Origin of the sequence: Hafnia paralvei (assembly GCF_020150375.1) — a bacterium.
Classification (GTDB): Bacteria; Pseudomonadota; Gammaproteobacteria; order Enterobacterales; family Enterobacteriaceae; genus Hafnia; species Hafnia paralvei.
Genome location: NZ_CP083737.1, coordinates 1,513,461 through 1,526,816 on the forward strand (window position 1 = coordinate 1,513,461; position 13,356 = coordinate 1,526,816).

The 13,356-nt window shown below is 49.6% G+C and carries 10 protein-coding genes; 5 read left to right on the forward strand and 5 right to left on the reverse strand.

From position 1 onward, the window contains the following. Positions 1 to 90: 90 nt before the first annotated feature. Positions 91 to 882, reverse strand: a complete 792-nt coding sequence (gene modE / locus K9N75_RS07140; RefSeq protein ID WP_008812806.1) for a molybdenum-dependent transcriptional regulator — start codon at positions 880 to 882, stop codon at positions 91 to 93. A gap of 206 nt (positions 883 to 1,088) precedes the next feature. Between modE and K9N75_RS07145 the strand changes: the two genes are divergently transcribed. The 4 genes from K9N75_RS07145 (at position 1,089) to modC (ending at position 3,964) form a co-directional block, all read left to right on the forward strand. After that, positions 1,089 to 1,238, forward strand: a complete 150-nt coding sequence (locus K9N75_RS07145; protein ID WP_008812807.1) for an AcrZ family multidrug efflux pump-associated protein — start codon at positions 1,089 to 1,091, stop codon at positions 1,236 to 1,238. Positions 1,239 to 1,443: 205 nt separating this feature from the next. Beyond that, the gene (gene modA, locus K9N75_RS07150) at positions 1,444 to 2,211 is read left to right on the forward strand and encodes a molybdate ABC transporter substrate-binding protein (protein WP_008812808.1); all 768 of its coding nucleotides are present in this window, start codon (positions 1,444 to 1,446) and stop codon (positions 2,209 to 2,211) included. Continuing rightward, complete coding sequence (modB, locus tag K9N75_RS07155) at positions 2,211 to 2,900, forward strand: molybdate ABC transporter permease subunit (protein ID WP_004096300.1); 690 nt, start codon at positions 2,211 to 2,213, stop codon at positions 2,898 to 2,900. Before modA ends, modB begins: the two co-directional genes overlap by 1 nt. Before the next feature lie 5 nt (positions 2,901 to 2,905). Then, on the forward strand, positions 2,906 to 3,964 hold the full coding sequence (modC, locus tag K9N75_RS07160; RefSeq protein WP_096081067.1) for a molybdenum ABC transporter ATP-binding protein ModC: 1,059 nt from the start codon (positions 2,906 to 2,908) through the stop codon (positions 3,962 to 3,964). Positions 3,965 to 4,555: 591 nt separating this feature from the next. Here modC and K9N75_RS07165 read toward each other — a convergent pair. The 4 genes from K9N75_RS07165 to bioA form a co-directional block, all read right to left on the reverse strand. Then, complete coding sequence (locus K9N75_RS07165; protein WP_008812810.1) at positions 4,556 to 5,374, reverse strand: pyridoxal phosphatase; 819 nt, start codon at positions 5,372 to 5,374, stop codon at positions 4,556 to 4,558. Between the two features lie 109 nt (positions 5,375 to 5,483). Further along, positions 5,484 to 8,741: a DEAD/DEAH box helicase gene (locus K9N75_RS07170; RefSeq protein ID WP_224452399.1), complete on the reverse strand. Its 3,258-nt coding sequence runs from the start codon at positions 8,739 to 8,741 to the stop codon at positions 5,484 to 5,486. 186 nt (positions 8,742 to 8,927) lie between these two features. Then, positions 8,928 to 10,676, reverse strand: a complete 1,749-nt coding sequence (ggt, locus tag K9N75_RS07175) for a gamma-glutamyltransferase (RefSeq protein ID WP_224452593.1) — start codon at positions 10,674 to 10,676, stop codon at positions 8,928 to 8,930. A 244-nt stretch (positions 10,677 to 10,920) separates the two neighbouring features. Beyond that, the gene (gene bioA / locus K9N75_RS07180) at positions 10,921 to 12,210 is read right to left on the reverse strand and encodes an adenosylmethionine--8-amino-7-oxononanoate transaminase (protein ID WP_224452400.1); all 1,290 of its coding nucleotides are present in this window, start codon (positions 12,208 to 12,210) and stop codon (positions 10,921 to 10,923) included. A gap of 106 nt (positions 12,211 to 12,316) precedes the next feature. Here bioA and bioB point away from each other — a divergent pair, with 106 nt between their 5' ends. Then, a complete protein-coding gene (gene bioB / locus K9N75_RS07185; protein ID WP_224452401.1) occupies positions 12,317 to 13,354 on the forward strand; it encodes a biotin synthase BioB in 1,038 nt (345 codons plus the stop codon). The last annotated feature ends 2 nt before the right edge of the window (positions 13,355 to 13,356 follow it).

Consider the following 13,356-nt stretch of genomic DNA (forward strand, 5'->3'; position numbering starts at 1 on the left):
GACAGAAGCGAGAGATTTTACTGATAAGCCACATAACGGAGCGATATCCCTCCGGCTAGGGAGGGAACGCTATTTTATCAAGGAGAGAACTTAGGCTAAGGTGGCTAAAATCACCTGATCGGCGTTGAATTGTGCCGTTACGGTTTTCCCTAAGCTTAATTTCAGATGCGCCATATTCTGGTTATCGACGGTCGAACACAGCGTGACGCCACCATCGAGTTGCACTAGGACTTCGCTATTCTCAGAGCCAAGCTGAATATGGCTTACTTTTCCAGTCAAATTATTGTCTGCTGCACCAGCGAGCGATTCGTCAGTGGTGAGTTTTACCCATGGTGCTTTGATCAGCACCAACACTTCTTTGCCCGGCGCTAATGCCAAACGCTCGGCGCTTTGTTCGGTAATTGCTGCCCGTAACACCGTTTTGCCATCGGCAAGTTGTACGCTTAGGTGTTGCTGAACCTGCTGGTGATCGCGTTCGGTTACGGTGCCAAAAAATTGGTTACGTGCACTGGTCTGCAAAGAAAAGCGGGCAATTGCTGCTAGCAGGCTGTCCAGTGGGAGATCGTCTTTATTCAGCACATCAAAGGCTTTTTGCTGAATTTGCCCTAGCAAGTCGTACAGAGCAATCAGACGTTCGCCGTAACGAGTAATTTTTGCACCGCCGCCGCCTTTACCTCCCGTGGCGCGTTCAACCAACGTCTCTTCCGAGAGCTGATTCATTTCATTGACGGCATCCCACGCACTTTTATAGCTAATGCCAGCCAGCTTTGCTCCCTGACTGATAGAACCGGTGTGGCGTACCTGTTTGAGTAATTCGATACGACGCGGGTCGGCAAACAGGCGTTGCTGGAGTTTTAGCGTCAGTAAAATTTCGGCTTGCATAAGGTTCATCCTTCACAGGTTATCACTGTATTTTCGCTGATAACGGCCCCAAGACGCAAACCGCATTGTCTGATTAACACTAGACCGCACATTTGAGCCGTACATTTTACGCTAAGCTGTTTAATATATGCGGCGACATTCTGTATTATGAGTCAGCCTTGGAAAATGCAGCATGATTGCTGCTACCAACACTGAGTGAGGTTGTTATGTTGGAATTACTGAAAAGTCTGGTATTCGCTGCAATCATGGTTCCCGTGGTTATGGCAGCTATACTTGGCTTGATTTATGGCTTGGGAGAAGTGTTTAACATTATCTCTAGTATTGGCCATTCTGAAGAAAAACGTTCGAATCATTAAAACGTGATGCCTTTCCTGTTACGCCCAGCGATGCTGGGCGTTTCTACATTTTGCTAACGCTATTTCTGTTCGATGCGTTCTCGCTAAATTTCTCATAAATCAAACCCACCTCATGTTTACTGATATTGTCAGTGACACTTTAGAATGCAACGTCATATAATCGACTACATAACGTATGGCATAACATCATTCTATGGAGTCTGAGATGAAAGCGTGGAATAAACTGGCAGTAGGTACCCTTCTTGCCGTTGGCGTAAGCCAATTCGCCGTGGCGCAAGAGAAAGTCACCGTATTTGCCGCAGCATCGCTGACCAATGCGTTGCAAGATATTGCTGCACAGTATGAAAAAGGCAAAGACGTGAAAATTGTGTCTTCTTTTGCCTCTTCTTCTACATTGGCGCGCCAGATTGATCAGGGAGCACCTGCCGATCTGTTTATCTCGGCCGACCAGCAGTGGATGGATTTCGCTATTGATAAAAAAGCAATGGTTGCCGATACCCGTATTACTCTGCTGGGTAATGAATTAGTGCTGGTGGCGTCTAAAGACAGCAAAATCGATAAAGTGAACATCGACAAAAAAACTGACTGGAAAGCATTGCTGAACGGTGGCCGTTTGGCGGTTGGCGATCCAGATCACGTCCCAGCAGGTATTTATGCGAAAGAAGCGCTACAGAAACTGGGCGCGTGGGACGAACTGTCTCCACAAATGGCACGCGCGAATGACGTCCGTGCCGCACTGGCGCTGGTGGAACGCGATGAGGCTCCGCTCGGAATTGTGTACGGCTCTGATGCTGTTGCCAGTAAAAAAGTGAAGGTTGTCGGTATTTTCCCTGCCGACTCACACAAACCTGTTGAATACCCAATGGCGATAGTTAAAGACAAACAAACGCCTGCGGTTACCGCCTTCTATGATTACCTGCGTACTCCTGAAGCCGCAGCCATCTTTACTCGTTATGGATTTACTCCGCGCTAATGTTTCTGAGTGCATATGAGTGGGAAGCGGTTGTCCTTAGCCTGCAAGTGGCAGGGACGGCCGTTATCTTCAGCCTTCCTGTTGGCATTTTTACCGCATGGGTATTGGTCCGTTGCAATTTTCCTGGTAAGTCTCTGCTCGACAGTATCATCCATCTGCCATTGGTTTTACCGCCCGTGGTAATTGGATACTTACTTTTGGTTGGCATGGGGCGCAAAGGTGTTATTGGCGCTTGGCTATACGACTGGTTCGGTTTTAGCTTCAGTTTCAGTTGGCACGGAGCCGCGTTGGCGTCGGCGGTGGTTGCTTTTCCGTTAATGGTTCGTGCGATTCGTTTAGCGCTGTCTGCCGTTGATTCTAAGCTTGAACAAGCGGCGCGTACGCTCGGCGCGAATCCGTGGCGAGTTTTTTTCACTATTACGCTACCGCTATCGTTTCCGGGCATTTTAGCCGGAACCGTGCTTGCCTTTGCCCGTTCGTTAGGTGAGTTTGGTGCGACAATTACCTTTGTTTCCAATATTCCGGGTGAAACACGAACCATCCCGCTAGCCATGTATACGCTGATTGAAACCCCAGGCGCTGAAGCCGACGCCGCACGATTATGTGCTATCGCTATTGTGCTATCACTGGTTTCATTGCTGTTATCAGAATGGTTGGCGCGCTGGAGCCAGAAACGCTTGGGAGGCTAAGACGCATGTTAGAACTTGATATTCATCAGCGCCTTGGCGATCTGAATTTAGACGTTAAAGCGACCCTTCCTTCAAAGGGGATCACCGCCATTTTTGGCCTATCCGGTGCGGGAAAAACGTCGCTCATCAACGTGATTGGCGGGCTTACTCGTCCGCAGAAAGGCTCAGTTATCCTGAACGGACGAGCGCTGGTTGATTGCCAACGCCGTATCTGTCTACCGCCAGAAAAGCGTCGCATCGGTTACGTGTTTCAAGACGCGCGGTTGTTTCCACACTATCGGGTGCGTGGAAATTTGGAATATGGCATGGCTGATTCAATGCGCTCGCAGTTTGACAGTATCGTGCGATTACTGGGTATTGAGGCGTTACTAGACCGTTTTCCCTTCAGCTTATCGGGAGGCGAAAAGCAGCGTGTTGCGATTGGCCGTGCGTTACTCACAGCCCCCGAAGTGATGCTGATGGATGAGCCGTTAGCTTCGCTGGATTTACCACGTAAACGCGAGCTGTTGCCCTATCTGGAGCGTTTGGCGCAGGACGTCAATATTCCGATCTTGTACGTCAGCCATAGTATGGATGAGATCCTTCAGTTAGCGGATCATGTGTTGCTGCTCGATCAAGGGAAAGTTCGGGCATTTGGTTTGCTCGAAGACGTATGGGCTAGCAGCGCCTTGCGCCCATGGCTGCAGAAAGAAGAGCAGAGCAGCGTGCTGAACGTGAGTGTGTTAAAGCACCATGAATCCTATGCGATGACGGCGCTGTCTGTGGGCACACAGCATATTTGGGTGGGAAAATTGGATGTGCAGCCACAAACCCATTTACGTATCCGCATCAATGCCGCCGATGTTTCTTTAGTGCCTGAACCGCCTGTGGCGAGCAGTATTCGCAATATACTAGCGGCCACAGTAATTGAGTGTCTGGATGTCGATGGTCAGGTAGAAGTGAAGCTATCGGTAGGGAATGCGATTCTTTGGGCGCGTATTACACCGTGGGCTCGAGATGACTTGAATATCCACACCGGCCAGCAGCTTTATGCGCAGATAAAAAGCGTGTCTATTAGCCGTTAAAACCAGAGAATCGTAAACACAAAAAACTCCGCATTTTAGCGGAGTTTTTTGTTATGCATTACCTGTCGGTTGGTTGCCGAAGGTAAATTATGCATGGCACGATCACCCTAACGAACAGGAGTATAACGATAGATTCACTCATTCTGCAATATGCCTGTATCTTAAGAATGATGTAAAACAATGTGAATATACAAAGATAAATAACTGTATATATAATCAGTTCTGTTAGGTGCGGATTACCATGTTAAGGGGTAATGATTTCTTAAGTCCTAGCTGATGCGGGTGGTGCTGGTCAGTGCCTTGGCTTGGAGCATGGTACGATCGCCCTAACATGTGATCTTGGTATGGCGATAGGCAGTGTGAAGGTAAACCGTGCCAGTATCATGCTCCTTGATGCAGGGAGCAAACGGGTGAGTCTACTATCAGCAATTATTGTTGTTTTAGAATTCATTGTCGCAGCGATGCGGCTGATTGACTTGCTGTTCTAGCATTCTCAGAACAGGCAGTTGAAACGTAGCTAAGGCGTGAGGGAATAACACTTCTCCCTCACCCTTAAAGAATAAGTCTGAAAATGCTGCTATTGAATTGAAACTATAGAACGTTTTGTTTTAGGAAGTCGGCAATTGAGGTTTCTTCATTTCCACCAATCACTGCTTTAGCGCGCGCTTTGACTTCATCGGCGCTGTTGCCCATAGCAACACCAAGTCCGACATTTTCTAGCATACTGATATCATTAAAGTTATCGCCAAAAGCAATCACTTCAGACATATCAATGCCGCGTGACGCGACGTATTCGGCTAGGCGATTTCCTTTGCTGTTACCTGATTGAGCCACATCGACCTGATCGTGCCACGACCACTCGCAGGTCAGTCCCAAATCGGCTTCAACGCCGTCGGCAAAGGCGCGAAGTTTAGCGATATCGGTGTCTGAGGTCGCAAATTTCCAGATAGATTTCACATCATTAGCGGCTTGTTGCAGGCTATCGACCTGAATGAGTGTCGGACGCTGATTTTCAGGCAATGACTCGGCCCATGCATGTGAGCGAATCACATGCCCGCTGGTTTGTTGGTATAGCATGGCGTCGTCAACGTACATCAGGCCGTGGATATTCATTTGATCTAAACGATCTAAAACTTGGTGAGCTTGAGCGGGAGCCAACGGATTTGATGCTAAAACGCTGCGCGCCTGATAGTCATATAGATAGGTGCCATTACAGCAAATCGCTGGAGTTGTTAATTTCAGAGCCTGATAGAAAGGATGAATCGCAATATGGTGGCGTCCCGTAACAATCATCACTTCTAGACCCGCTTTACGTGCCAAATCTAGTGCAGCCAACGATTCTGGTAGTATCTGCTTACGACTCGTCAGCAGGGTACCGTCCAAATCAAGTGCAATCATGCGGTAGCTCATAAACGTTCCTTTAATGGGTAATAGTCATTCTGATTATAATTAGCGTGATATTTTCACCTGAATATTACACCCATACGCTAATTTGAAAAATGTAAAACTGCCGTTGAGCTTAGGGCATAGGTTCAAACAGAGCGCTAAGATCGTCGGCGGAGAATTTGGTCGTTCCACTGCTATCTTCAGATAAAATACTGTTTGCCAACGCTGCTTTTTTATCCTGCAGTGCCACGATTTTCTCTTCAATGCTGCCAGCGGCAATCAGTTTATAAACAAAGACAGGCTTATCTTGTCCCATGCGGTGTGCACGATCGGTAGCCTGATTCTCTGCTGCAGGGTTCCACCAAGGGTCGTAATGTATGACCGTATCGGCTGCGGTCAAGTTTAAGCCCACGCCACCCGCTTTCAGACTGATCAAGAACAGAGGAACTTCCCCTCGCTGGAAACGTTGCACAGGTGCATGACGATCGGCCGTTGAGCCTGTCAACGTCACATAGGCGATACCTGCTTTATCTAGCGCTTGAGAAATCAAATCGAGCATGCCGGTGAATTGAGAAAACAGCAAAATGCGGCGGCCTTCTTCAATCATTTCCGGCAAGAGTTCAAGGAGGAGCTCGAGCTTGGCTGACTCTTTGACTAAAGCCGCCTTTTCTAGATTCACCAAGCGCGGATCGCAGCATACCTGTCGCAGCTTCAGCAGGGCGTCTAAGACGATAATGTGGCTGCGTGCCATGCCTTGTGAATCTATCGCGGTGCGTACTTTCTCCTGCATGGCAGTACGTACGGTTTCGTAGAGATCGCGCTGCGAGCCTTTAAGTTCAACGGTACGTAATAGCGTAGTCTTTGGTGGCAGCTCGGTAGCGACATCATCTTTGCGACGGCGTAGCATAAATGGTCGAATGCGACGTACGAGGAGATCGCGTCTGACATTATCTCCATCCCTTTCAATAGGGACACGCCAGCGCTGATTAAACTCTTTTTGGCTACCCAAGAATCCTGGCAGCAGGAAATCGAACAACGACCATATTTCTCCTAGATGATTCTCCAACGGCGTACCGGTTAAGCACAGTCGATGACGGGCATTTAAATCCCTTAATGCCGTCGCCGCACGCGTAGTCGCATTTTTGACATACTGTGCTTCATCAAGGATCAATAGGTGGTAATCGTGCTGGGTCAGCACTTTTTGATCGCGCCACAGTAGCGAATAGGTGGTAAGGATCAAATCAAACTGATCTATCTGATCAAAATGTTCTTTGCGCTGCGGGCCGTTGAGAACCAGTACGTTGAGGTCTGGCGTGAAGCGTGCAGCCTCTTCGCGCCAGTTATGTACCAGCGTTGTCGGCACGACGATCAGCGCAGGGCGATCGAGCCGTCCCGATTCTTTTTCAGCAAGTATGTGCGCCAGCGTTTGTACCGTTTTTCCTAGGCCCATGTCATCGGCGAGAACACCGGAAATATCGTGCTGGCGTAAGAACTGCATCCAGCTTAAACCTTGATGCTGATAGCTGCGCAGCGTTGCCTGCAATCCAAGAGGAATGGGAACCAGCTGCAATCCGGGCCCGTCCTGAAGGCGTTGTGCCAACTCCTGAATCGAGGTGTCGCCGTGAAACTGCCAGCGCCCAGTATTGCTTAACGCGGCTAAACGACCCGCATCGAGAGCTGAAACTTTAAGTGTTCCCGTGCCGTTGCCAAGCTGAGCAAAGAGGTCAACCAGTACACGAACGACGGGCTTCAAGCGGTTAGCGGCGATGCGTAAACGTTCACCTTGTTCTGTGCTAAGAATAATACCTTCATCGTCGGCGATATTTTCTAACTCACCGTCTAGCCAGCGACGGTCGCGTCGAAACAGATCTGCGAGCAGTGGCTCTAATCGCACGGTGCGTTCACCCACCAAAATCCCCATTTCAACGTCAAACCAACCCTCTTCAGAAGATTGCACGCTGCCGCTAATATCATTGATATCAATAACATTAAAGCTAGAGTCACGCGTCATGACGATGCGCCAGCCCTTATTTTCCAACGTTGGCAAGGTATGGCTGACAAACAGTGGCCAACTTTCTGGGCTAGGAAGACCATAAATATCGGCAGGTAACGTGGGTGGGCGGGTTTTATCACTTAATATGATGGGCTCTAGGCCGCAGTTTTTCAGCTCTTTAGCCCGTCGCTTTTCAATTTCAATACGGCGCTGGATCTGAATCACGCTGCCGTCGTCAGATGGAAACAGTGTCGTGTCATGCTTCGGATCGACGCTGATCCCCTCATAATCAAAGCTGAAGGTGGCAAAATCGAGCGGCCAGTTACGATAACCATAGTTGCCAAAGCCACCCATATAGACATTTTGGGTATCGAGTTTGAGTACCGGCACCGGCTCGACATCAATCACTCGGAGATCTGATGATGTTACCGTTGGTGGCTGCGGTAGTTCAGGCGCAATTTCACCGAGCACGGCGGCAACCAAAGGTGCTTCGCCAAGCGAGATCGGTGGCATGGATAGAAATTCGTCCAACTGGGGAAATGGTTTGGCTAGCTCAGCCACTCCGGCTTCACCACTTTGCGTATCGATATACCACGGGGGAGTTGTCGGTAACACAACGGAGGCCTGTGGTTGTGTTTGCAACACGGGACGCAGGCGGTTATCGGGGAGTCTCTGCCATTGGATATCACCTGAACGAGGTTCACCGAGATATAAAGGTTCATTGGAATCACTGACAAAGAAACGGCCCGTGGCCATCATTTTACGAATAAGCGCTGAGCCGCTGTTGCCCTGAAGTTCAAATGCCGCTATACCGTTGCGCGGGCGCTCCAGCCAGAGTTCGCGCAAAATTTGAAAATCTTCAGGCGTAACAAATTTGGGGGGCTTGGATAGCGCAGGCTCAATGTTATTCCACTGCTGATCAATGCTTCGAATTGAGCCGTCTTTATCTAATTTGGCTTTAAATAAACGGATCTCATGATGCTGGCGATGTTCTGACCAGGCTAAAACATAGGCTAAGGTTTGCGTCGGCTTTTTGGCAGACGCTGGCGTTATTTGCTGTGCACGAAAGGCTTCTAACCAGCGTAAAAGTTCCGGACGCGCTCCGGTTGAGGTCGTTTCTTGTTCTTCAAGACCGGCCAATAGAACGGCAGCGACGTGCTTGCAGTTAAAGCCGACAGGGCAGGAACATTCGCCTTCAATACGTAATTGATTTTGTTTGTTGTGAAAATAGATGGCGACCGCGTAGGGGCGGCGCTCGGTTCCCTGTACCTTGGCAGTAAGCATATTACCTTGCCAGTGTAGTTGCGAAACGGCGCGAGAATAGTCTCGTGCCTTAGCTAAGGTCGCATGACCAAGCCATTGAGCAACCTGTGTCCGGTCATAGGAAACTGACGGCATTATCTTGATCTCTTCTTCATCGTTTGAAAGGAAAATGGCAGCAATTAGACGTTGAGAAGTTTTCGTCCATTGATGTTGCTGTGCACATCAGCACGAAAAAAAGAAAAGGTATTCTAACAGATAAAGCGCTATAAGGGGGCGATGCCCCTAATCTCTTAGGGGCAGAAAGCGATAATGTGGTACAGATTAATATCCGACGGCAGAACCTGATGGGCGACGGACGTCGTTTGCGCCGTAGATAAACCCTTCTCGTACTTTACCCGATACCGCAGAGTCATTGCCGGAGCTTTCCGAACTTACTCCGGCTGCTCCTGGCAAACCGACCATAATCAGTTCAGCAGCGCCCCAAGGGGTTTGCTCCACTAATTTATAACCGCGTTCCTGCAGTAATTTTTGTGTATCAGGTGAAAGTCCGCGCTGTTCGAAATAAACCTCATCTGGCAGCCATTGGTGATGAATGCGTGGTGCATCTACGGCTTCCTGTGGCGCCATTCCATGATCGATAACGTTCAATACCGTTTGCAACGTGATGGTGATGATACGTGAACCGCCTGGCGAGCCTACGACCATAAACACTTTGCCATCTTTCGTTACCAGCGTTGGCGTCATGGATGACAGCGGGCGTTTACCCGGCGCGATGGCGTTGGTCGCGCCTTGCACTAACCCATACATATTTTGCTCGCCCACTTTGACGGTGAAATCATCCATTTCGTCATTGAGGAAGAAACCAGTGCCCGGTGCAATCACCACCGAACCAAAACGTCCATTAATGGTATAGGTGGTTGAAACGGCATTGCCATTGTGGTCGACAATCGAATAGTGCGTAGTTTCGGGCTTTTCATGCGGCTCCATACCCGGTTGAACCTTGCTGGAAGGTGTTGCGGTTTCGGGTTGGATCTGTTTACGGATCTCTACCGCATACTCTTTGCTCAGTAGCTTCTCCGTTGGGTTTTTGACAAATGCCGGATCGCCCAAGAACGTATTGCGATCCATATAGGCATGGCGCATTGCTTCGGTCATGGTGTGGATGGTTTGTGCTGAGTTAAAACCGGATGTCTTCAGGTCGTAGCCTTCCAGAACATTCAGGATTTCACACAGCGTTACACCCCCTGAGCTCGGCGGTGGTGCGGAAACAAATTCATATCCACGATAGGAGCAGGTAATCGGTGCTGTTTCTGCAATGCGATAATTAGCAAAGTCTTGGGCTGTGAGAATGCCGCCGCCTTTTTTCGCTGCGGTCTCAACGGCCTGCGGAATTTTTCCGTGGTAGAACGCATCCGGCCCGTTTTGAGCAATCGCTTCTAACGTGTTGGCTAAGTCGGTTTGAATCAGGCGATCGCCGGGCTGAAATGGTTCGCCGTCTTTGCGTAGAAAAATACGGGCAGCTTCCGGATCATCACGAAATTTTGCGATGGTGGTGTCTAAGATATCGGTATCGCCACGATTAAGAATAAAACCTTCACGCGCCAGCTTGATTGCGGGGGCCATTACCTGTTGGCGAGTCAGCTTACCGTATTTTCGCTGAGCGGTATCAAGTCCTAGCACGGTTCCCGGAACGCCCGAGGCCAGATAGCCATAGAGGCTAGCGCCTTTTTTCACGGCGCCTTTTTCATCGAGATACATATTGGCACTGGCTGCTGCCGGAGCAGTTTCACGGAAGTTAATAAAAGTGTTTTCGCCGTTGGCTAAGTGGATCGTCATAAACCCGCCGCCGCCGATGTTACCGCAGCAGGGGTTAACCACCGCCTGCGTATAGCCCACGGCCACGGCGGCATCAATTGCGTTGCCGCCCATTTTTAGGATTTCAACACCAACCTGCGAGGCGAGATGCTGAGAACTTACTACCATCCCGTTTTTTGCTTCAACGGCGGGCATTGAGGCCGCATAGGCGCCCTGAAAGAGTGCTAAAGAGAGCGCTGATAGCGCCAGAGCCATAGGCCATTTATTCATAGTAAAACCCCTGTCTAATCTTGTTATTGGCGGTGTTGCGCTCGTGGGCGCGAACTATCGTTATCGCGAGTATTAGTAAAAGCAAAATCTAGGCCAGCATTCAGCTTGGCGAATGAGTAACCAAATAAGGATAGACGGGAATGAGAAAATATGAGGAATAAGAGCAGACATCTACTCAGCTATCCCGCAGAAGAGAACGCCGAGTAGATGTTTGAGAGCAAGGGGGGATTTAGTCGAGGAAATGCGAGCTTATATCCAGCGCTCCAGCAACAGCGCGGGTTAATTGGCTAAGCTGTTGGGGAGAAATAATGTACGGTGGCATCAGATAAATTAGCTTGCCAAATGGGCGTACCCAAACGCCTTGCTCAACGAAATAGCGTTGTAAATTTGCCATATTGACTGATTTATGCGTTTCAATCACACCAATAGCGCCCAAAACACGTGCCTGTTTCACCTGCGGATGTTCAGCAAGTGGCAACAACTGCTGCTTAAGCTGTTGCTCAATGGCATTCACCTGCGATCTCCACTCTCCGCTGGCAAGAATATCCATACTGGCTACGGCCGTCGCGCAGGCCAGAGGATTTCCCATAAACGTTGGTCCATGCATGAAGCATCCGGCTTCACCATTGCTGATGGTTTCAGCCACATTTCGTGTGGTGATCGCTGCAGATAGCGTCATATATCCCCCAGTAATGGCTTTGCCTAAACAGAGAATATCGGGAGTGATCCCTGCATGTTCGCAGGCGAATAGTTTGCCTGTGCGACCAAAGCCCGTGGCGATTTCATCAGCGATCAGCAGCACACCATGGCGCTCACAGGCTGCACGTACTAGCTTGAGGTAGCGTGGGTGATAGAAACGCATTCCGCCAGCGCCTTGCACGATAGGCTCAAGAATAACCGCTGCAATTTCTTGATGATGCGCGGCTAACAGACGAGCGAAAGGAACAAAGTCCATTTCATTCCACTCTTCATCAAAGGCACATTGCGGCGCGGGTGCAAACAGGTGCTCCGGCAAATAACCTTGATACAAGCTATGCATTGAATTTTGCGGATCGCATACCGACATCGCGCCAAAGGTATCGCCGTGATAACCGTGACTAAGCGTCAAGAATCGCTGTCGTTTTTCACCCCGTGCATGCCAATACTGTAGTGCCATTTTCATTGCAACTTCGACTGCGACCGAACCGGAATCGGCAAGGAACACACATTCGAGCGCTTCCGGCGTCATATCCACTAAGCGCTGGCAGAGCGTGACGGCAGAGGGATGAGTGATCCCGCCAAACATCACGTGTGACATGGCTGATAGCTGCTGAGTGACGGCCTGATTTAGCGTTGGATGATTGTAGCCATGGATCGCCGCCCACCATGAAGACATACCGTCAACGAGCTGGCGTCCATCGTCCAAATGTAGCCCGCAGCCCTGCGCGGAGGTGACTGGATAGCACGGTAGCGGATGGGTCATAGAAGTGTACGGATGCCAGATGTGGCGCCGGTCGAACTCGATATCAGCTGGGGTCATAATAAGTATTGGTAAACTAAAATAGTGATCATTTGGTTGACAGTGTACCGCTTTTTTCTAAACTGACGACACTTTTTCCCCTCAAATTGAATAGGGAGTTGCCATTATGGCAGGTCGTCAACATTGGACATTAGAGCAAGCCCAAGCTCTGTTTGCAAAGCCGTTCCTTGAACTGATGTTTGAAGCACAGCAGGTACATCGTCAACATTTCGATCCGCGTCAAGTGCAGGTGAGCACGCTGCTTTCGATTAAAACCGGCGCATGTCCTGAAGACTGTAAATACTGTCCACAAAGTTCGCGTTATAAAACAGGGCTTGAGTCAGAGAAGCTGATGGAAGTGCAACAGGTCTTAGATTCTGCACGGCAGGCGAAAGCCGCAGGTTCGACCCGATTCTGCATGGGGGCTGCGTGGAAAAATCCTCACGATCGCGATATACCCTATCTTGAACAGATGGTACAGGGTGTGAAAGAGATGGGAATGGAAACCTGCATGACGCTGGGCACGCTGTCAGATCAACAGGCTAATCGCTTAGCCGATGCAGGGCTAGATTATTACAATCATAACCTAGACACGTCGCCAGAATTCTACGGCAGCATTATTACCACTCGCAGCTACCAAGAACGTTTGGACACCTTAGAGAAAGTACGAGAAGCGGGCATTAAAGTTTGTTCCGGTGGGATTGTCGGTCTGGGTGAAACGGTGCGCGACCGTGCGGGTTTACTCACCCAACTGGCTAATCTACCTAAAGCGCCGGAAAGTGTGCCCATCAATATGTTGGTAAAAGTGAAGGGTACGCCGCTGGCAGATAATGACGACGTAGATGCCTTTGATTTTATTCGGACTATCGCTGTAGCACGCATCATGATGCCAACGTCTTATGTTCGTTTGTCTGCCGGACGTGAACAGATGAACGAACAAACGCAGGCAATGTGCTTCATGGCCGGCGCTAACTCCATTTTTTATGGCTGCAAACTATTGACGACGCCTAATCCGGGTGAGGACAAAGACGTGCAGCTGTTCCGCAAATTGGGACTAAATCCTCAGTTGACGGAAACTGAGCACGGCGATAATCAGCAACAACAGCATCTCACCGAACAATTGCTGCATGCTGATACAGAACAGTTCTATAACGCAGCCTTGTGATG